Annotated in this window: 21 protein-coding genes and 2 other annotated features (1 of these 23 running past the window's edge); all 21 genes read left to right on the top strand. The window is 39.8% G+C overall.

All coding sequences use genetic code 11. The annotated features are described in order from the left end of the window. Positions 1–72, top strand: a binding site (T-box leader) (it extends 147 nt beyond the left edge of the window). Positions 73–258: 186 nt separating this feature from the next. The 21 genes from epsC to fusA all read left to right on the top strand — a co-directional run bounded on the left by epsC (position 259) and on the right by fusA (position 21,172). Beyond that, positions 259–909: a serine O-acetyltransferase EpsC gene (gene epsC, locus ACQKOF_RS05985; RefSeq protein ID WP_370043896.1), complete on the top strand. Its 651-nt coding sequence runs from the start codon at positions 259–261 to the stop codon at positions 907–909. Continuing rightward, a complete protein-coding gene (cysS, locus tag ACQKOF_RS05980; protein WP_427554563.1) occupies positions 906–2,306 on the top strand; it encodes a cysteine--tRNA ligase in 1,401 nt (466 codons plus the stop codon). Before epsC ends, cysS begins: the two co-directional genes overlap by 4 nt. A 5-nt stretch (positions 2,307–2,311) precedes the next feature. Then, positions 2,312–2,731: a Mini-ribonuclease 3 gene (locus ACQKOF_RS05975; protein ID WP_053482829.1), complete on the top strand. Its 420-nt coding sequence runs from the start codon at positions 2,312–2,314 to the stop codon at positions 2,729–2,731. Beyond that, entirely contained in the window at positions 2,731–3,483 is a 753-nt protein-coding gene (gene rlmB / locus ACQKOF_RS05970) for a 23S rRNA (guanosine(2251)-2'-O)-methyltransferase RlmB (RefSeq protein ID WP_427554561.1), read from the top strand. Before ACQKOF_RS05975 ends, rlmB begins: the two co-directional genes overlap by 1 nt. Before the next feature lie 2 nt (positions 3,484–3,485). Further along, positions 3,486–3,998, top strand: a complete 513-nt coding sequence (locus tag ACQKOF_RS05965; RefSeq protein WP_427554771.1) for an NYN domain-containing protein — start codon at positions 3,486–3,488, stop codon at positions 3,996–3,998. Between the two features lie 68 nt (positions 3,999–4,066). Next, positions 4,067–4,714 (top strand): RNA polymerase sporulation sigma factor SigH, encoded by a 648-nt coding sequence (gene sigH, locus ACQKOF_RS05960; protein ID WP_370043893.1) that lies wholly within the window; start codon positions 4,067–4,069, stop codon positions 4,712–4,714. A 7-nt stretch (positions 4,715–4,721) separates the two neighbouring features. Next, positions 4,722–4,937, top strand: a complete 216-nt coding sequence (gene rpmG / locus ACQKOF_RS05955; RefSeq protein WP_427554558.1) for a 50S ribosomal protein L33 — start codon at positions 4,722–4,724, stop codon at positions 4,935–4,937. Between the two features lie 48 nt (positions 4,938–4,985). After that, a complete protein-coding gene (gene secE / locus ACQKOF_RS05950) occupies positions 4,986–5,171 on the top strand; it encodes a preprotein translocase subunit SecE (protein ID WP_427554557.1) in 186 nt (61 codons plus the stop codon). Between the two features lie 98 nt (positions 5,172–5,269). After that, on the top strand, positions 5,270–5,422 hold the full coding sequence (locus tag ACQKOF_RS05945; RefSeq protein ID WP_427554555.1) for a hypothetical protein: 153 nt from the start codon (positions 5,270–5,272) through the stop codon (positions 5,420–5,422). Positions 5,423–5,771: 349 nt separating this feature from the next. Continuing rightward, on the top strand, positions 5,772–6,305 hold the full coding sequence (gene nusG / locus ACQKOF_RS05940; RefSeq protein WP_427554553.1) for a transcription termination/antitermination protein NusG: 534 nt from the start codon (positions 5,772–5,774) through the stop codon (positions 6,303–6,305). Positions 6,306–6,530: 225 nt separating this feature from the next. Beyond that, positions 6,531–6,956 carry a 50S ribosomal protein L11 gene (gene rplK / locus ACQKOF_RS05935; RefSeq protein WP_004233593.1) on the top strand — a complete coding sequence of 142 codons (426 nt, stop codon included), beginning with the start codon at positions 6,531–6,533 and terminating at the stop codon, positions 6,954–6,956. A 119-nt stretch (positions 6,957–7,075) separates the two neighbouring features. Beyond that, positions 7,076–7,774, top strand: coding sequence for a 50S ribosomal protein L1 (gene rplA / locus ACQKOF_RS05930; protein ID WP_400726404.1), 699 nt, complete (start codon positions 7,076–7,078; stop codon positions 7,772–7,774). Positions 7,775–7,834: 60 nt separating this feature from the next. Beyond that, positions 7,835–7,981, top strand: a sequence feature (ribosomal protein L10 leader region). Positions 7,982–8,013: 32 nt separating this feature from the next. Continuing rightward, positions 8,014–8,514: a 50S ribosomal protein L10 gene (rplJ, locus tag ACQKOF_RS05925; RefSeq protein ID WP_427554551.1), complete on the top strand. Its 501-nt coding sequence runs from the start codon at positions 8,014–8,016 to the stop codon at positions 8,512–8,514. A 72-nt stretch (positions 8,515–8,586) separates the two neighbouring features. Continuing rightward, positions 8,587–8,946, top strand: a complete 360-nt coding sequence (gene rplL, locus ACQKOF_RS05920; protein WP_132362671.1) for a 50S ribosomal protein L7/L12 — start codon at positions 8,587–8,589, stop codon at positions 8,944–8,946. Between the two features lie 77 nt (positions 8,947–9,023). Further along, positions 9,024–9,626 (top strand): class I SAM-dependent methyltransferase, encoded by a 603-nt coding sequence (locus tag ACQKOF_RS05915; protein WP_370077741.1) that lies wholly within the window; start codon positions 9,024–9,026, stop codon positions 9,624–9,626. A gap of 241 nt (positions 9,627–9,867) precedes the next feature. Then, positions 9,868–13,443 (top strand): DNA-directed RNA polymerase subunit beta, encoded by a 3,576-nt coding sequence (gene rpoB / locus ACQKOF_RS05910; protein WP_427554549.1) that lies wholly within the window; start codon positions 9,868–9,870, stop codon positions 13,441–13,443. A gap of 397 nt (positions 13,444–13,840) precedes the next feature. Continuing rightward, positions 13,841–17,527 carry a DNA-directed RNA polymerase subunit beta' gene (rpoC, locus tag ACQKOF_RS05905; RefSeq protein ID WP_427554547.1) on the top strand — a complete coding sequence of 1,229 codons (3,687 nt, stop codon included), beginning with the start codon at positions 13,841–13,843 and terminating at the stop codon, positions 17,525–17,527. 138 nt (positions 17,528–17,665) lie between these two features. Then, positions 17,666–17,914, top strand: coding sequence for a ribosomal L7Ae/L30e/S12e/Gadd45 family protein (locus ACQKOF_RS05900; protein ID WP_427554545.1), 249 nt, complete (start codon positions 17,666–17,668; stop codon positions 17,912–17,914). 98 nt (positions 17,915–18,012) lie between these two features. Continuing rightward, positions 18,013–18,432 (top strand): 30S ribosomal protein S12, encoded by a 420-nt coding sequence (rpsL, locus tag ACQKOF_RS05895; protein WP_008181595.1) that lies wholly within the window; start codon positions 18,013–18,015, stop codon positions 18,430–18,432. A gap of 148 nt (positions 18,433–18,580) precedes the next feature. Then, entirely contained in the window at positions 18,581–19,051 is a 471-nt protein-coding gene (rpsG, locus tag ACQKOF_RS05890; protein WP_036123710.1) for a 30S ribosomal protein S7, read from the top strand. Between the two features lie 42 nt (positions 19,052–19,093). Next, entirely contained in the window at positions 19,094–21,172 is a 2,079-nt protein-coding gene (gene fusA / locus ACQKOF_RS05885) for an elongation factor G (protein WP_427554543.1), read from the top strand. The last annotated feature ends 112 nt before the right edge of the window (positions 21,173–21,284 follow it).

Below are 21,284 nucleotides of genomic sequence, written 5' to 3'. Positions count from 1 at the left end.
TTACAGAACGTCCAGAGTGGAAGGCATTCGCCTTCAATCAGAGTGGAACCGCGCATATTTAGCGTCTCTGTCATCCCTTTTTTAGGGATGATAGAGGCGCTTTTTTTGTTTTCCAGACATGTGACTTGAAGCGATGGATGCGCCGAATTCTGCTCGACTACTCTGCGGTGAAATCAACATCAGCTATAGTATTTCAAAGGCCAGGGATGCAGTTGATTGTGTGGAATTTTCAACCAAAATGAAAAGGGGGAGCTTTTTGTGTTTAAAAGAATGAAGGAAGATGTAGAAACAATTTTTGAGAATGATCCTGCAGCGCGTAGTGTACTCGAAGTTATACTAACATACTCAGGTCTGCACGCTACTTGGTCACATCGAGTTGCCCATTGGTTCTTTAAAAAGCGTTTTTATTTTATAGCCCGTACCATTTCACAAATTAGTCGCTTCTTTACTGGAATTGAAATTCATCCGGGAGCGAAAATTGGCCGACGTTTCTTTATTGACCATGGGATGGGCGTTGTAATTGGTGAAACATGTGAGATTGGTGATAATGTAACGTTGTATCAAGGTGTAACTTTAGGTGGTACAGGAAAAGAAAAGGGAAAACGCCATCCGACATTAGAGGATAATGTACTAGTTGCAACAGGTGCAAAAGTTTTAGGTTCTATTACTATTGGTGAAAATAGTAAAATTGGTGCAGGCTCAGTTGTTTTAAAAGAAGTGCCACCAAATGCTACAGTTGTCGGTATTCCTGGTAAAATAGTGATTAAGGATGGAGTTCGTCTAGAGAAAAAACTAGACCACCAAAATATACCTGACCCTGTAGAAGAACGTTGTCAAGCTTTCGAGAAGCAGATTGCAGCATTGAATCAGGAAATCGAACGCTTACAAAAGGAGAGAGAAACACAATGAGTATTCAAATTTTCAACTCATTAACACGACAAAAGGAAACTTTCGTACCGCTGGAAGAAGGCAAAGTAAAAATATACGTTTGCGGCCCGACAGTTTATAACTACATCCATATTGGGAATTCACGTCCTGTAATTGTCTACGATACAGTGCGTCGTTATTTCCAATACAAAGGCTATGATGTGAAATTTGTTTCAAATTTCACAGATGTTGACGACAAAATTATTAAGGCTGCTAATGAACTTGGAGAAGAAGTTCATGAATTAACGGAGCGCTTTATTGCAGCGTACTTTGAAGATGTTACAGCGCTAGGCTGCAAGAAAGCAGATGTACATCCACGTGTCACAGAGCATATGGATGATATCATTCAATTCATTCAAGTTTTAATCGATAAAGGCTATGCTTATGAGTCAGCTGGTGATGTGTATTATCGAACTCGTAAATTTAATGGTTACGGTAAATTATCTCACCAATCGGTGGATGATTTAAAAATTGGTGCTCGTATAGAAGCAGGCGAGAAAAAAGATGATGCGTTAGATTTCGCTCTTTGGAAAGCTGTGAAGCCAGGTGAAATTTACTGGGAAAGTCCTTGGGGCAAAGGACGTCCAGGTTGGCATATTGAATGCTCTGTAATGGCACGTGAGCATTTAGGAGATACTATTGATATTCATGCTGGTGGGCAAGATTTAACATTCCCGCATCATGAAAATGAAATTGCACAATCTGAAGCTCATAATGATAAAACATTTGCGCGTTATTGGATGCACAATGGGTATATTAATATTGATAATGAAAAAATGTCCAAATCCCTTGGTAATTTTATACTCGTTAATGATATTCGTAAACAAATTGACCCACAAGTTTTACGCTTCTTTATGCTTTCTGTGCATTATCGTCATCCGATTAACTTTGCGAAGGATTTAGTAGATGCAGCCGCAAATGGGTTAGAACGAATTCGTACTGCCTACAACAATGCGAAACACCGTTTAACAGCAACTGCGAGCTTAGGCGATCACTCAGAAGAATGGCTTAAAAAAATTGCTGAACAAAAAGCTTATTTTGAAGAAGCAATGGATGATGACTTTAATACAGCCAATGCCATTTCTGTATTATTTGAATTAGCACGTATCGCAAATATTTATCTAAACGAAACGAATACTGATGAAAAGGTACTATTAAGTTTTACTGAAACTTTTGAGGTGTTAGGTGACGTCTTAGGTATTGAATTTGCAAAAGAAGAAGAGCTATTAGACGAAGAAATTGAAGCACTTTTACAGGAACGTGTAGAAGCACGTAAAAATCGTGATTTTGCTCGTTCGGATGAAATTCGTGACCATTTGCAAGCGCAAGGTATCATTTTAGAAGATACGCGACAAGGAACTAGATGGAAACGAGGGTAAGTAACTTGGATAAACTCCGCAACGAAGATGTTAAGCAATTAAATGCATTAGCGTTAGCCTATATGGGAGACGCAGTTTTAGAACAAAAGATACGAGAGCATTTGCTACGTGCCGGCCGTGTCAAACCTAACACGCTTCATAGAGAAGCGACACGTTACGTATCAGCGAAAGCGCAATCTATGATTGTACATCGAATGATGGATGAAGGTTTTTTAACAGAGGAGGAGTTGGCTGTGTTCCGGCGTGGACGTAATGCCAAATCCGGCTCTGTGCCAAAAAATACAGATGTTCAAACATATCGTAATAGCTCAGGTTTTGAGGCAGTGCTTGGTAGTTTATATTTATTAAATGAATTAGAACGCGTTTATGCAATCATTGCATACGCTATTCAAATCATCGAGGAATCGAAAGGAGTGTCGAATTAATGGCAGAGCAAAATGGTGAAATTATTGCCGGTAAAAACCCAGTGTTAGAAGCACTTCGTTCAGGCCGCGATATGAATAAAGTATGGATTGCAGAAGGTGTGAAAAAATCAGGGGTTAATGAACTTCTAGATTTAGCACGAGAACGTGGAATCATCGTTCAATTTGTCCCGAAAAAAAAGGTGGATCAATTATCAGATGCCAATCACCAAGGAATAGTTGCCTCTGTTGCAGCATATAGATATGCAGAGCTAGAGGATTTATTTGCTGCAGCGGCAAAAAAACAAGAAGATCCATTCTTCTTAATTTTAGATGAGCTAGAGGACCCGCATAATCTGGGCTCTATAATGCGAACTGCTGATGCGATAGGTGCGCATGGTATTATTATTCCGAAGCGCCGTTCTGTGAGTTTGACAGCTGTAGTGGCAAAGGCATCAACTGGCGCGATTGAGCATGTACCTGTTGTGCGTGTAAATAACCTAGCGCAGACGGTAGATGAGCTAAAAGAACGAGGGGTATGGATTGCAGGTACAGACGCCAAAGGTTCTGCAGACTATCGTAAAATGGATGCAACATTGCCACTTGCGATTATTATTGGTAGTGAAGGTAAAGGAATGGGCCGCTTATTAAAAGAGAAATGTGACTTTTTATATCATTTACCGATGGTTGGGCATGTCACATCACTAAATGCATCGGTAGCTGCTGCACTTTTAATGTACGAAGTGTATCGTAAACGTCAAGAAGCGAATGATTGACAATGAACAACATTCTGCTTGTTGATGGCTATAATATGATAGGAGCTTGGAAAGAGCTACGGCCATTACGAGATACGAATTTTGAAGATGCCCGTAGAAGATTAATTGAGCTTATGGCTGAGTATAAGGCAGCTATCGGGTGGCGCGTAATTATAGTTTTTGACGCCCATCTTGTATCGGGTGTGGAGCAAACTTATTTAGAAAATGATGTCGAAGTCATTTATACACGGAAAAACGAAACAGCAGATGAACGTATTGAAAAAATGACACACGAACTAAAAGCTAGAAATGTACAGATTCACGTAGCAACCTCTGATATGGCAGAGCAAAATGTTATTTTCGGTAATGGTGCTCTGCGAAAATCGGCAAGAGAGCTAGAAATTGATATGGGTATTATCCAGCATAAAATTTCTCATGATGTGAAACGAAAACAGGATAGCAAGCCGCCTTCTCGCATAGAGCTAAAGCCCGATGTTGCTTTGGCTTTCGAAAAATGGCGGCGTGGTTTGAAATGATTGATTGACGCGTATTTTCCAATTCCGTTATACTGTTCCTAATTATCTGTTGTGGCTGAGGTGATACCATGTTTAAAAATAGTATTGTACAAGTGACACAAGATTTTGAACGATTCAATGATGAAGAGCTTATTGAAATGGTGCATCAAGGTAATACAGATGCGTTGGATTATTTAATTACGAAATACCGTTTGTTAGTGAGAGCAAAGGCTAGATCTTATTTTTTAATTGGTGCAGATAAGGAAGACATTGTCCAGGAGGGCATGATTGGTTTATATAAAGCCATTCGCGATTTTAAGGGAGATAAGCTTGCTTCTTTTCGAGCTTTTGCTGAACTCTGTATTACAAGACAGATTATTACGGCTATTAAAACAGCTACAAGACAAAAGCATATACCACTAAATTCTTACGTTTCTTTGGACAAGCCTATTTTTGATGAGGAGTCAGATCGTACATTAATGGATGTGTTAACCGGAGCTATTATGGATGATCCGGAAGAATTAATGATTCATAGAGAAGAATTTGACTACTTAGAAGAAAAGATGGGTGAGATTTTAAGTGAATTGGAGCTACAAGTGTTAGCTCTTTATTTAGATGGACAGTCTTATCATGAAATTTCCGCGAAATTAAATCGTCATGTGAAGTCTATTGACAATGCTTTGCAACGAGTAAAGCGTAAATTAGAGCGACATTTAGTTCTTGAAGAAATGTCTTAGCGGTTGTATGCCTTTATTGACATTGACAAATATAGGTGTTAGTCTTGAAAAGACAAAGTGCCGAAAAGGTGATTATATGGCAAAAAAAGTCGTTCTAAATTGCGAAAAATGCGGATCGAGAAATTATACGTTTCCAACTAAGGGAGATTCAACCGTACGCCTGGAATTAAAGAAATTTTGCTCGCATTGCAATGAACATACAGTGCATAAACAAACGCTATAAAATAATTTGTAAATAGACAGATATGATTGATTCGGAGGTTAGGCTAGAATGGGCAAGATTAAAGGCTTTTTCAGCAATGTAATGTCGGAAATGCGCAAAACAAGCTGGCCAAAAAGTAAAGAACTGACGAAATATACAGTCGTTGTAATTTCAACTGTTGTAATTATGGCTTTATTTTTTGTGGTAGCAGACTTAGGCATTTCATCATTATTCCGCTGGTATTTAGATCTATAATTTAGTAAATAGCATGTTAATACTTCTGAAATAGCCCGTCATTACAATAAACGGGTTTTTTCGTTTGTTTTATCTTCATTCAGCAGATGTTTCTTGTAGTGAAAGCAAAGCGTCAGCTACAGGAGACTCCCATCTCAATAGGTGGTAAGATGAATGCAGTTATAGTTCCTTTATGGTGGGCTGTCCAAACACCTACTGAAATAGAGGAACTCAGTCTAAGAACGCCACGTCGTGTGGCAACGACTGAGTGACCAACATCGTGTTGGCCTAAAGCCTCCGGCGGATGTCACGGATTTTTAAAGGAATGAATTGTGCAGGCACAATTCAAAATCCGGACACAATTACGCCAAGGCGAAATTGAAGAAGTAATCAGCAGTAAAATATTCTCAATATGATAAGTATGCTACTAGAGATAGTATGAGGGTAGCGATAGATGACTATGCTAGATTTGGTATATATCATCAGGCTTTTGCTAGCTATTAGCGAAAGCTACGTTTTTCTAATGAGCAGTTTGTGAAAAGAGTAAAGAATGCACTTAGCATATCCGAGTCATTTCACTTTTATTTGTAAGGGAGGGACGGACGAGAAGTCCTAGTAGTTATGGAGAAAAATTGGTATGTTGTTCATACGTATTCAGGATATGAGAACCGTGTAAAAGCAAACCTAGAGAAACGTGTAGAAACAATGGGTATGCAAGATAAGATTTTCCGTGTTATTGTGCCTGAACATGAAGAAACAGAAATGAAGGATGGGAAAAAGCGTACTATGATGCGTAAAGTTTTCCCTGGTTATGTTTTAGTTGAGCTAATTATGACAGATGATTCGTGGTATGTTGTACGTAATACGCCAGGTGTCACTGGCTTTATCGGTTCATCTGGTGGTGGTGCAAAGCCGACACCTTTGTTACCTGAAGAAGCGGATCGTCTACTTCAGCAAATGGGAATGACGGATACAATTGTCGAGATTGATATTTCTATTGGAGAAGCAGTAGAAGTATTAGAAGGGCCTTTTGCTCACTTCCAAGGACGTGTTGAAGAGATTGATACTGAAAAAGGAAAAGTGAAAGTTTCTGTCGATATGTTTGGTCGCGAAACAATTATGGAACTAGATTTTGAGCAAATACAAAAAATGTAGTTCTAGTAACTAAAGTGACTATGTCTAAGACGTATGTCGCAGATTTTATTAATTACTACTTGCTTAAAAAAATTAAAAGTGGTATCATTTCTAGGTCAGATTGTCATACTTTGGTTTGACGTCTGTATTGATAATTTTAATGTTATCGGCACTTAGCTGACAGACAGATATTGAGTGGGAGGGGCAACCCAATTACCACATCACGGACTTAAGGAGGTGTGTCTCGTGGCTAAAAAAGTTATTAAAGTTGTTAAACTTCAAATCCCTGCTGGTAAAGCAAACCCAGCACCACCGGTTGGTCCTGCATTAGGTCAAGCGGGTGTGAACATCATGGGATTCTGTAAAGAATTCAATGCGCGTACTGCAGACCAAGCTGGTCTTATTATTCCAGTTGAAATTTCAGTATTCGAGGATCGTTCATTCACTTTCATTACAAAAACTCCACCTGCAGCAGTACTACTTAAAGTAGCAGCTGGTATCCAATCTGGATCTGGTGAACCAAATCGTAAAAAAGTGGCAACGGTTAAACGTGATAAAGTTCGCGAAATCGCTGAAACTAAAATGCCAGACCTTAACGCTGCTTCAGTAGAAGCTGCTATGTTAATGGTTGAAGGTACTGCACGAAGCATGGGTATTGTTATCGAAGACTAATCCCATTACTTGATGATGTATTTGTTTTTTGGAAGGTTGCGGAGTTTCTTTGTGAACGCGCAACCTTTATTCGTGGGAGGTAAAATCCGCTATAACCACAATCAAGGAGGAATTATATAATGGCTAAAAAAGGTAAAAAACTGCAAGATGCAGCAAAATTAATCGACCGTAACGCATTATACGGCGCTCAAGAAGCAATCGAACTTGCTCAAAAAACTAGCACAGTGAACTTCGACGCTACTGTAGAAGTTGCTTTCCGTCTAGGAATCGATACTCGTAAAAACGACCAACAAATCCGTGGTGCAGTAGTGTTACCAAACGGTACTGGTAAAACTCAACGCGTATTAGTATTCGCTAAAGGTGAAAAACTTAAAGAAGCTGAAGCTGCTGGTGCTGACTATGTAGGCGATGCGGAATACATCCAAAAAATCCAACAAGGTTGGTTCGATTTCGATGTAATCGTTGCAACTCCTGACATGATGGGTGAAGTTGGTAAACTTGGTCGTGTATTAGGACCTAAAGGTTTAATGCCAAACCCTAAAACTGGTACAGTTACTTTCGATGTAACAAAAGCTATCGCAGAAATTAAAGCTGGTAAAGTAGAATACCGTGCTGATAAAGCTGGTATCATCCACGCACCTATCGGTAAAGTTTCTTTCTCTACAGAAAAATTAGTAGAAAACTTCTTAACTGTATTTGATGTAGTGCAAAAAGCAAAACCTGCTGCAGCTAAAGGTACTTACATGAAATCTGTAAACGTTACAACTACAATGGGTCCAGCTCTTAAAGTTGACGCTTCAAGCGTAGTAGTAAAATAATAAAGTTTTTATGTAAATCTGTTGACGGCACTGTCTATCTATGATAAGATGGTTGCTGTTGTGAATCATCCATTTGTACCGTAGACAGTAGGAGTGACTTGTCACTTAATGATCCTACCGAGGACATCGGAATTCGGATTCTTATTTTAAAGATGATGACTTTCAGCCTCTGTGTCTATATGACCCAGAGGCTTTTCTTTTGTCGGTATAAATGACCCATTCTAATAGGAGGTGTCATCATGAGCAAAGTTATCGAAAACAAACAAGCACAAGTTCAAGAGATTACTGAGAAATTCCAAAATGCTGCTTCTGTAGTAGTTGTGGATTACCGTGGTCTTAACGTTGCGCAAGTAACTGAACTTCGTAAACAACTTCGTGAAGCTGGTGTTGAGTTCAAAGTTTACAAAAACACTTTAACACGTCGTGCTACTGAAGCTGTTGGTCTTGAAGGAATCAATGACGTATTAGTTGGTCCTAACGCAATTGCGTTCTCAAATGAAGATGTTGTAGCTCCTGCTAAAATCATCAACGAGTTCGCTAAGCAAAATGAAGCTTTAGAAATTAAAGCAGGCATTATTGAAGGTACAATCTCTTCTGTTGAAGATGTTAAAGCACTTGCAGAACTTCCATCACGCGAAGGTCTTCTTTCTATGCTTTTATCTGTACTTCAAGCTCCAGTGCGCAACTTCGCACTTGCAACAAAAGCTGTTGCAGAACAAAAAGAAGAACAAGGCGCGTAATTTCGTACGTACTATAACTTCTGCGGCATGATCCGCAACAATAAAACATTATCCAATTAGGAGGAAATTATAATGAATAAAGAGCAAATCTTAGAAGCAATCAAAGCTATGACAGTTCTTGAATTAAACGATTTAGTAAAAGCTATCGAAGAAGAATTCGGTGTAACAGCTGCTGCTCCTGTAGCAGTAGTAGGTGCTGCTGCTGGCGCTGCTGAAGAAAAAACAGAGTTTGACGTAGTATTAGCATCAGCTGGTGCTGAAAAAATCAAAGTAATCAAAGTGGTTCGTGAAATCACTGGTTTAGGTCTTAAAGAAGCTAAAGAAGTAGTAGATAACGCTCCTAAAGCTCTTAAAGAAGGCGTTTCTAAAGATGAAGCTGAACAAATCAAAGCTAAACTTGAAGAAGTTGGCGCATCTGTAGAAGTTAAGTAATCTCGCGTTACTTTTAAACAAAAGGAAAGCTCGTCATTGTGGCGAGCTTTTTTTCTTCATTCTGAGGAGGCGTGAAAATGTCAGATCACTATTATACGAGTAAGCCTCAAACTGAGAGTAAACCTCGTCACTGGACATTCAAGTTGTTAGGGCATACGTTTTCCTTTGAAACGGATGCAGGTGTATTTAGTAAAAGCGAAGTAGATTTTGGATCCCGTGTTTTAATAGATGCTTTTCAAATGCCTGATATTGATGGTGCGATTTTTGATGTGGGGTGTGGGTACGGACCAATCGGATTATCGATTGCCAAAACAAACCCAGACCGTACCGTTTTAATGATGGATATCAATGAACGTGCTGTTGCACTCTCGCAAAAAAATGCGCAAGTAAACGGTGTTCAAAATGTACGGATATTTGTGAGTGACGGACTATCGATGGTTGACAATGATGTAAACGCCGCAGCTATTTTAACCAATCCTCCAATTCGCGCAGGAAAGGAAACAATTTTCCGCTTTTACGATGGAGCTTATGATAAGTTAGTGTCATCTGGTGAGCTGTGGGTAGTAATACAGAAGAAGCAGGGTGCACCATCAACGGTAAGTTACTTAGAAGAAAAATTTTCTGAAGTCGATGTTGTGGAGAAGAAAAAAGGGTACTGGATAGTACGTGCGAAAAAATAAGTGAAATATGCATAAATTATTGACTTGACAAATCGGCTATGATAACATGATACAATGCAAAAATATTATTTTGAGGTCGTATGCCCTTTTGTATATGATTGTTATAATGTGGGTATACTTGCCAAGATAAGTTTAGTTAACCGAAAATGAGATCTTTTTGAAGACTCGTTTTCTTTTTGTCTTTCGAAATCATACACTATTTGTATGATTTTGCAAAGACCTAATATCGCTTTATTGAGGGGTGAATGAGTTGACAGGTCAACTAGTTCAGTATGGACAACACCGCCAGCGTAGAAGCTTTGCGCGTATTAACGAGGTGCTTGAGCTTCCAAATCTGATTGAGATTCAAACGGCGTCTTACGAGTGGTTCCTTGAAGAAGGTTTACGTGAAATGTTCCGTGACATTTCGCCGATCGAGGACTTTACAGGCAATCTTTCATTAGAATTCATCGATTATTCGTTAGGAGATCCTAAGTATGATGTCGATGAGTGTAAAGAGCGAGATGTTACTTACGCAGCTCCATTACGTGTGAAAGTACGTCTTTACAACAAAGAAACAGACGAAGTGAAGGAACAGGATGTCTTTATGGGTGACTTCCCATTAATGACAGAGACAGGTACGTTCATTATCAATGGTGCTGAACGTGTTATCGTTTCACAATTAGTCCGTTCACCAAGTGTGTATTTCCATGATAAAACTGATAAAAACGGTAAGAAAGGTTTCGGAGCGACAGTTATTCCAAACCGTGGTGCATGGTTAGAATATGAAACTGATGCGAAAGATGTAGTATATGTGCGTATTGACCGTACTCGTAAGCTACCAGTAACAGTGTTACTTCGTGCGTTAGGCTTCGGTTCAGACCAAGAAATTATCGATATTATCGGTGATAATGAATATTTACGTAATACATTAGAAAAGGATAACTCTGAAAGTACTGAAAAAGCACTTTTAGAAATCTATGAACGTTTACGTCCAGGTGAGCCACCAACAGTTGAAAGTGCGAAGAGTTTATTATACTCTCGTTTCTTCGATGCAAAACGCTATGATTTAGCGAATGTTGGTCGCTATAAAATGAATAAAAAGCTTCATATCAAAAATCGTTTATTTAACCAAACGATTGCTGAAACGCTTGTAGACCCAGAGACAGGCGAAATTTTAGTAGAGAAGGGTACACTTCTTGACCGTCGTACTTTAGATAAAATCTTACCGTATCTAGAAGATACATCAAAAGGTATCGGTTACCGCACTTTATCACAAGTAGGTGGAGTGCTTGAGGATGATGTAACAATCCAGTCTATTAAAATTTATGCACCGAAAGATGAAGCGCAAAAAGAAATCAATATTATTAGTAATGCGTACATTGATGAAGAAGTGAAGAATGTTACGCCTGCTGACGTATTATCTTCAGTAAGTTATTTCTTCAACTTACTTTACCAAGTAGGGGCAACAGATGATATCGACCATTTAGGTAACCGTCGTCTACGCTCTGTTGGTGAACTTTTACAAAACCAATTCCGTATCGGTTTATCTCGTATGGAACGTGTAGTACGTGAGCGTATGTCTATTAACGATACAGCTGCTATCGTACCACAGCAATTAATTAATATTCGTCCGGTAATTGCGTCAATTAAAGAGTTCTTTGGTAGCTCTCAATTATCACAATTCATGGACCAAACAAACCCATTGGCAGAGTTAACGCATAAACGTCGTCTATCTGCATTAGGACCTGGTGGTTTAACACGTGAGCGTGCTGGTTTCGAAGTACGTGACGTTCACTATTCTCACTATGGTCGTATGTGTCCAATCGAGACACCAGAGGGTCCAAACATTGGTTTAATCAACTCATTATCTTCATTTGCCAAAGTAAATAAATTCGGATTCATTGAAACACCTTATCGTCGTATCGACCATGAAACAGGTAAAGTAACGGATCAAATTGATTATTTAACAGCTGATGAAGAAGATAACTACTATGTAGCACAAGCGAACTCACTATTAAATCCTGATGGTACATTTGCTAAAGAAGAAGTAGTAGGTCGTTTCCGTGGGGATAATACAGTATTTAATAAATCGCAAATGGACTACATGGACGTATCTCCTAAACAAGTAGTTTCAGCAGCGACGGCATGTATCCCGTTCTTAGAAAACGATGACTCGAACCGTGCGCTTATGGGTGCCAACATGCAACGTCAAGCAGTTCCTCTTCTTAACCCAGAAGCACCATTTGTTGGTACTGGTATGGAACACGTTGATGCGCGTGACTCAGGTGCGGCTGTAGTAGCGAAATATGATGGTATTGTTGAGCACGTTGAAGCTCGCTCTATCCATGTTCGCCGTATTGAAGTTGTAGACGGTAAAGAGGTTAAAGGCGATTTAACGAAATATAAATTACAAAAATTCATTCGTTCTAACCAAGGTACTTCATACAACCAACGTCCACTTGTAAAAGTTGGCGAACGTGTGAAACCTCGTGACATTTTAGCAGATGGTCCATCTATGGAAAATGGTGAACTTGCTCTTGGTCGTAACGTACTTGTTGCGTTCATGACTTGGAACGGCTTTAACTATGAGGATGCTGTTATCATGAGCGAACGCCTTGTTAAAGACGATGTTTATACATCTGTTCATATTGAAGAATATGAATCAGAGTCTCGTGATACAAAATTAGGACCTGAAGAAATCACTCGTGATATTCCAAACGTTGGGGAAGATGCGCTTCGTAACTTAGACGAACGTGGTATCATCCGCATCGGTGCAGAAGTCCGTGATGGTGACATTCTTGTAGGTAAAGTAACACCTAAAGGAGTAACAGAATTAACTGCTGAAGAACGCCTATTACATGCTATCTTCGGTGAAAAAGCTCGTGAAGTTCGCGATACTTCATTACGTGTACCACATGGTGCAGGCGGTATTATTCTTGACGTGAAAGTATTTAACCGTGAAGATGGCGATGAGTTGCCACCAGGTGTTAACCAATTAGTTCGTGCTTACATTGTTCAAAAACGTAAAATTCGCGTAGGAGACAAAATGGCCGGACGTCATGGTAACAAAGGGGTTATCTCTCGTATCTTACCGGAAGAGGATATGCCATTTATGCCAGACGGTACTCCTGTTGATATCATGTTAAACCCACTTGGCGTACCTTCTCGTATGAACATCGGACAAGTTTTAGAATTACACTTAGGTATGGCTTCTCGTTACCTAGGCGTTCATATGGCAACTCCAGTATTTGATGGTGCCAACGAGGAAGATGTTTGGGAAACGATGGAAGAAGCAGGTATGAACCGTGATGGTAAAACAATCCTGTATGATGGACGTTCAGGTGAACCATTCGATAACCGTGTATCAGTAGGGATTATGTACATGATCAAACTTGCTCACATGGTTGATGATAAACTTCATGCACGTTCAACGGGTCCTTATTCACTTGTTACTCAACAGCCACTTGGTGGTAAAGCACAGTTCGGTGGACAACGCTTTGGTGAGATGGAGGTATGGGCACTTGAAGCATACGGTGCTGCTTATACACTTCAAGAAATCTTAACGGTTAAATCCGATGACGTTGTTGGTCGTGTGAAAACATACGAAGCAATCGTTAAAGGTGAAAGTGTACCAGAGCCAGGCGTTCCTGAATCATTCAAAGTATTGATTAAAGAACTTCAATCTCTTGGTATGGATGTAAAAATGTTAACAGTCAATGATGAAGAGGTAGAGCTTCGCGACTTAGACGAAGAAGAAGATCTACAACCAGCTGACGCACTTAACATTGCACCACAGCAAGAAAAAGAAGAAGAGCCAGTAGAGTCTTTTGAATAATGGGAAACGTTAGTTCACACTTTTGTGAACACGGTCAAAGTTATTTTTCAAATTAGTCGGGCAGGATTTAACGCCCTGTCCGGCTTTTTCTTTTAACTTCTTTCAGCAGAAGTCTCCCACCTCTATAGGTGGTGAGATGAATGCGGATTTAAGCTTCTTTCAGCGAGTGTCCAAACACCCGCCGAAAGAAGTTAAAGCCTCCGGCGGATGTCACGGAATCGGCAAGGAATGCTTTGTGCAAACACAAAGCCGATTCCGGACACAATTATGCCGAGGCATAATTGATTAAATCATTCTATTTTTAATCTTTTGCCAAAGAGACATGATTCTTGCAAACGATTATCGAGCTGCGTAAAAGAGTCTTTATAAAGACCTATACTAGAGGGAGGTAGGCTCCTTGATAGACGTTAATGAATTTGAATATATGAAAATCGGTTTAGCTTCTCCTGACAAGATTCGTTCTTGGTCATACGGTGAAGTCAAAAAACCTGAAACGATTAACTATCGTACTTTAAAACCAGAAAAAGATGGTTTATTCTGTGAGCGTATTTTTGGTCCAACTAAGGACTGGGAGTGTCATTGTGGTAAATATAAACGTGTACGCTATAAAGGCGTAGTTTGTGATCGTTGTGGAGTTGAAGTAACACGCGCTAAGGTTCGTCGTGAACGTATGGGCCACATCGAATTAGCAGCACCAGTATCTCATATCTGGTACTTCAAAGGTATTCCTAGCCGTATGGGCCTTATTTTAGATATGTCCCCACGTGCACTAGAAGAAGTAATTTACTTTGCTTCTTACGTTGTAATCGAGCCAGGTGCTACAAACTTAGAAAGTAAGCAACTGCTTTCTGAAAAAGAGTACCGTGCATATCGTGAAAAATTCGGCAACACATTCGAAGCAGCTATGGGTGCGGAAGCAATTAAGAAATTGCTAGGCAAAATTGATCTTGAAGATGAAACTCATTCTTTAAAAGAAGAGTTGAAATCAGCACAAGGTCAACGTCGTACACGTGCAATTAAACGTCTTGAAGTTGTTGAATCATTCCGTAATTCAGGTAACTCTCCTGAATGGATGATTTTAGATGTACTACCGGTTATTCCACCAGAGCTTCGTCCGATGGTGCAATTAGATGGTGGTCGTTTTGCAACTTCTGACTTAAACGATTTATATCGTCGTGTAATCAACCGTAATAACCGTTTAAAACGTTTATTAGACCTTGGTGCTCCAAGTATCATCGTACAAAACGAAAAACGTATGTTACAAGAAGCTGTTGATGCATTAATCGATAACGGTCGTCGTGGTCGTCCTGTAACAGGTCCTGGTAACCGTCCATTAAAATCACTTTCACATATGCTGAAAGGTAAACAAGGTCGTTTCCGTCAAAACTTACTTGGTAAACGTGTTGACTATTCTGGTCGTTCGGTTATCGTAGTAGGTCCAAACTTAAAAATGTACCAATGCGGTCTGCCAAAAGAAATGGCAATTGAGTTATTCAAGCCTTTCGTAATGAAAGAGTTAGTAGAACGTGGTCTTGCTCATAATATTAAGTCTGCTAAACGTAAAATCGAGCGTTTAAACAACGATGTATGGGACGTTTTAGAAGATGTAATTCGTGAGCATCCAGTATTACTAAACCGTGCACCTACGCTTCACCGTCTTGGTATTCAAGCGTTTGAACCAACACTAGTTGAGGGTCGTGCTATTCGTCTTCACCCATTAGTATGTACAGCTTATAACGCTGACTTCGATGGTGACCAAATGGCGGTTCACGTACCATTATCAGCAGAAGCACAAGCAGAAGCTCGTCTTCTAATGCTTGCTGCACAAAATATCCTGAACCCGAAAGACGGTAAACCAGTTGTAACACCATCTCAAGATATGGTATTAGGTAACTACTACTTAACACTTGAGCGTGAAGCAGCTCGCGGCGAAGGAACAATTTTCTATGGACCAAACGAAGTATTAATTGCATATGATACAGGTAATGTTCACTTGCATACTCGTATTGCGATTAAAGCAAGTTCGTTAAATAACCCAACATTTACTGAGGAACAAAATAATATGTTCCTATTAACGACTGTTGGTAAAGTAATCTTTAACGAAATCTTGCCTAAATCATTCCCATACATTAATGAGCCAACTGCATTCAACTTAGAAGAAGAAACACCAGACAAGTACTTTGTTAAGTTAACAATTGATGAAGAAACGTTAAAAGAGCTTGAGGCAGATGCTGCTTATAATGGACTTGATGAAAAAGGTAAAGTTGATGCACAACGTACAGCTGTACTGCGCAAACACTTTGTATCAGTACCAGTCGTAAATCCATTCCGTAAAAAATTCTTAGGTAATATCATTGCTGAAGTATTTAAACGTTTCCACATCACTGAAACATCTAAAATGCTTGACCGCATGAAGAACCTAGGATTCAAATATTCAACACGTGCTGGTATTACTGTAGGTGTATCTGACATCGTCGTATTACCAGACAAAGGCGAAATTTTAGCGGTAGCTCAAGAAAAAGTAGATAAAGTTCAAGCGCAATTCCGTCGTGGTTTCATCACGGAAGATGAGCGTTATGATCGCGTTATCTCAAGTTGGAGTGCTGCGAAAGATGAAATTCAATCGAAGCTGATGAAGTCGCTTGAGAAAACAAACCCAATCTTTATGATGTCTGACTCAGGTGCCCGTGGTAACGCATCTAACTTTACACAGTTAGCAGGTATGCGTGGTCTGATGGCCAACCCGGCTGGTCGTATCATCGAACTTCCAATTAAATCTTCATTCCGTGAAGGTTTAACGGTATTAGAGTACTTCATCTCAACTCACGGTGCTCGTAAAGGTCTTGCCGATACAGCCCTAAAAACTGCCGATTCAGGTTACTTAACACGTCGTCTTGTTGACGTTGCACAAGATGTTATCGTTCGTGAGGATGACTGTGGAACTGACCGTGGTTTAACAATTGGTGCGTTAATGGAAGGCACAGAGCTAATTGAAGCGTTAGATGAACGTATTATCGGTCGTCATACGAAGAAAACAATCATGCATCCAGAAACAGGTGAAGTTATCTTAGAAAAAGATGGCTTAATCGATCAAGATATTGCTCGTGCAGTTATCGAGGCTGGTATCGAGGAAGTAACAATCCGTTCAGCATTCACATGTAATACAAAACATGGTGTATGTAAAAAATGTTACGGCATGAACTTAGCAACAGGTGAAGAGGTTGAAGTTGGAGAAGCAGTTGGAATTATTGCGGCTCAATCAATCGGTGAACCAGGTACACAATTAACAATGCGTACATTCCATACAGGTGGGGTTGCCGGGGATGATATTACACAAGGACTTCCACGTATCCAAGAGATTTTTGAAGCACGTAATCCTAAAGGTCAATCAGTTATTTCTGATATCGCAGGTACTGTTTCAGACATCACTGAAATCCGTGAAGGTCTAAAAGAGATTACAATTGAAGGTGAAGTAGAAACACGTAAATACGCAGCACCTTACAATGCTCGTCTAAAAGTACAAGAAGGCGACTTTGTAGAACGTGGTCAAGTATTAACAGAAGGTTCTATCGATCCAAAACAATTGTTAAAAGTTAAAGACGTTTCAACAGTTCAAGAATACCTGTTAAAAGAAGTACAAAAAGTATACCGTATGCAAGGGGTAGAAATTGGAGACAAACATATCGAGGTAATGGTTCGCCAAATGCTTCGTAAAGTACGTGTAATCGAAGCTGGTGATACAGAATTATTACCAGGCTCATTACTAGATATTCACCAATTCTCAGAAGCAAATGCAGATGCTGTGCTAAATGGCAAAAACCCTGCAACTTGTCGTCCTGTTATCCTAGGTATTACAAAAGCGTCTCTTGAAACAGAATCATTCTTATCCGCTGCATCATTCCAAGAAACAACTCGTGTGTTAACGGATGCTGCTATTAAAGGAAAACGTGATGAACTTCTTGGTCTGAAGGAAAACGTAATTATCGGTAAACTTGTTCCTGCAGGTACTGGTATGCAACGTTACCGTCAAATTCGTATTGAAAAAGATGAGCTTGACACAGAAGACCTAGTTTCTGCTGAATAATCATTAAAATAAGTGCCGAAGAGATGTGTTTTTATCATCTCTTCGGGCTTTTTAAAGATATTAGTTGACAGTCGAAATTGATAATGATAATATATTGAAGGTTGATAGTTAACTGTCTGTACTTCGGAGGATATGAAAATGTCTTATGATAGAGTAAGGGATAGTCAAACAATCATAGGTACAAAGCAAGCAGTAAAAGCAATGCGAGCCGGTTCAGTGAAAGAACTTTTTGTGGCACTCGATACAGACGATTGGGTAACCGATTCGGCCATATCTTTCGCGAGAGAAAACGGTATACCAGTTATTCTTGTTGAGTCAAAAAAGGAACTGGGCAAGGCCTGTGGAATCCATGTTGGAGCTGCAGTAGTTGCGATTACTGTAGAGTAGTTTTTGTGTATTAAACACAAAGACTTTGTTTTTACCCAAAAAATGAACCACCTGGATGTGTGGTATTAACAAGGAATACATGAAGGGAGGAAATACCGATGCCTACAATTAACCAATTAGTACGTAAGCCTCGTCAATCTAAAAGCACGAAATCAAAATCACCAGCGTTAAACAAAGGATATAACTCATTTAAAAAATCTTTAACTGATGTTAAATCTCCACAAAAACGCGGAGTTTGTACTCGTGTAGGTACAATGACACCTCGTAAACCAAACTCAGCGTTACGTAAATACGCTCGTGTACGTTTAACTAACCAAATCGAGGTTACAGCTTATATCCCAGGTGAAGGCCACAACTTACAAGAGCACAGTGTTGTTCTTATCCGTGGCGGACGCGTAAAAGACTTAGCGGGTGTTCGTTACCATATCGTACGTGGAGCTCTAGATACAGCTGGTGTAAACGGTCGTTTACAATCACGTTCTAAATACGGAACAAAGCGCCCTAAAGAAAAAAAATAATTTAACATTATTGAGCGTTGCTTAATAATGAGCCTAAGTAGTTGTCGCAAATTTCTAATCTCGCTAGCAGATTGGGAATTTGCGCGACAAATATGACAAGACAATTCTTATAAAATAAATCGATAACTATTCGAAAGGAGGAAAACACATGCCTCGTAAAGGTCCTGTTTCCAAACGTGACGTGTTACCAGATCCAATTTATAGTTCAAAACTAGTAACTCGTTTAATTAATAAAATGATGGTTGATGGTAAAAGAGGTACTTCTCAAAAGATTTTATACGGTGCGTTCGAACTTGTTAAAGAACGTTCTGGTGAAAATCCAATTGAAGTATTCGAAGCTGCTCTAAATAACGTAATGCCAGTTCTTGAAGTACGCGCTCGCCGTGTTGGTGGTTCTAACTACCAAGTGCCAGTAGAAGTACGTCCAGAACGTCGTACAACTTTAGGTCTTCGTTACCTAGTTAACTATGCTCGTCTTCGTGGTGAAAAAACGATGGAAGAACGTTTAGCTAACGAAATCCTTGATGCTTCTAACAACACAGGTGCATCAGTTAAAAAACGTGAAGATATGCACAAAATGGCAGAAGCGAACAAAGCATTCGCTCACTACCGTTGGTAATCTAAACATCGCATAAGCCCAATATGGAAGGAGAAATACCTTATGAAACGCGAATTCTCTCTAGAGAATACTCGTAATATTGGGATCATGGCTCACATTGATGCTGGTAAAACAACAACTACTGAGCGTATCCTTTATTACACAGGTAAGATTCACAAAATCGGTGAAACTCACGAAGGCGCTTCTCAAATGGACTGGATGGAACAAGAGCAAGAACGTGGTATCACAATCACTTCTGCTGCGACAACAGCTCAATGGAACGGCAACCGTGTAAACATCATCGATACTCCTGGACACGTAGACTTCACTGTAGAAGTTGAACGTTCACTACGCGTACTTGATGGTGCTGTAACAGTTCTTGATGCTCAATCTGGTGTTGAACCTCAAACTGAAACAGTATGGCGTCAAGCTACAACTTACGGCGTTCCACGTATCGTGTTCATTAACAAAATGGATAAAACAGGTGCAGATTTCCTATATTCCGTAGGAACTCTACACGAGCGTTTACAAGCTAACGCTCACCCTATCCAATTACCTATCGGAGCTGAAGATCAGTTCTCAGCAATCATTGACTTAGTTGAAATGAAAGCTACTTTCTACGGCGACGAAAAAGGTACTGCAGTAACTGAAGGTGAAATTCCTGAAGAACACCGCGCACAAGCTGAAGAATATCGTGAAAAATTAATCGATGCTGTTGCAAGTGTTGATGAAGAAATCATGGAAAAATATTTAGAAGGCGAAGAAATTTCTGTTGCTGAACTTAAAGCGGCTATCCGTCGTGCTACGATCGCAGTAGAATTTTACCCAGTAATCTGTGGTACAGCATTCAAACACAAAGGCGTACGCCCAATGTTAAATGCAGTTGTTGATTACTTACCATCTCCATTAGATGTACCAGCAATTAAAGGTACTGATGTTGATGGTGACGAGGAATTAGAACGTCATTCTTCTGATGAAGAGCCATTCTCAGCTCTTGCATTCAAAGTTATGACTGACCCATTCGTAGGTAAATTAACTTTCTTCCGTGTGTATTCTGGAACTTTAGAATCAGGTTCATACGTACAAAACTCTTCTAAGGGTAAACGTGAACGTGTAGGCCGTATCCTACAAATGCACGCAAACTCTCGTGAAGAGATTTCTAAAGTATTTGCTGGGGACATCGCAGCAGCAGTAGGTCTTAAAGATACTACTACTGGTGATACTCTATGTGACGAGAAAAACCTAGTTATTCTTGAATCAATGGAGTTCCCTGAGCCAGTAATTTCTCTTTCTGTAGAACCAAAGTCAAAAGCTGACCAAGATAAAATGGGTCAAGCTTTACAAAAACTTCAAGAAGAGGATCCAACTTTCCGTGCTCACACTGACACAGAAACTGGACAAACAATCATCTCAGGTATGGGTGAGCTTCACCTTGATATCTTAGTTGACCGTATGCGCCGTGAATTTAAAGTAGAAGCTAACGTAGGTGCTCCAATGGTATCTTACCGTGAAACATTCCGTAGCTCTGCAAAAGTTCAAGGTAAATTCACTCGCCAATCTGGTGGTCGTGGACAATACGGAGACGTAACGATTGAGTTCTCTCCAAATGAAGAAGGTAAAGGCTTTGAATTCGAAAACGCTATCGTTGGTGGTGTAGTACCTCGTGAATACATTCCTGCAGTAGAAGCTGGTCTTCGTGACTCTCTTGACCGCGGTGTAGTAGCTGGTTACCCACTAATCGACATTAAAGCGAAATTAGTATTCGGTTCTTACCATGACGTTGACTCGAATGAGATGGCGTTCAAAATTGCTGCATCTATGGCTCTTAAAGAAGCTTCGAAACAATGTGATGCAGTTATTTTAGAACCAATGATGAAAGTTGAAGTTGTAATTCCAGAAGAATACCTTGGTGATATCATGGGTAACATTACTTCTCGTCGCGGACGCGTTGAGGGTATGGAAGCTCGCGGTAACTCTCAAGTTGTTCGTGCAATGGTTCCTTTAGCGGAAATGTTTGGTTATGCAACAACTCTTCGTTCAGCAACGCAAGGACGTGGTGTATTCTCAATGACATTCGATCATTATGAAGAAGTACCAAAATCAATTGCTGCTGAAATCATCAAAAAAAATAAAGGTGAATAATTGAATTTTCATCTTGCATAAAGTATAACTAATTTGTAAGCTATGATTGTGGGATGGTGGATGGGCCCGTTCGCCATCAGCAATCATTCTATAAATTTTTTAAAAATATAAA

This window comes from Lysinibacillus sp. NPDC093190, from assembly GCF_050280425.1.
Classification (GTDB): domain Bacteria; phylum Bacillota; class Bacilli; order Bacillales_A; family Planococcaceae; genus Lysinibacillus.
The sequence above is the reverse complement of the archived record's forward strand: the minus strand, read 5'-3'. Positions and strand labels throughout refer to the sequence as shown.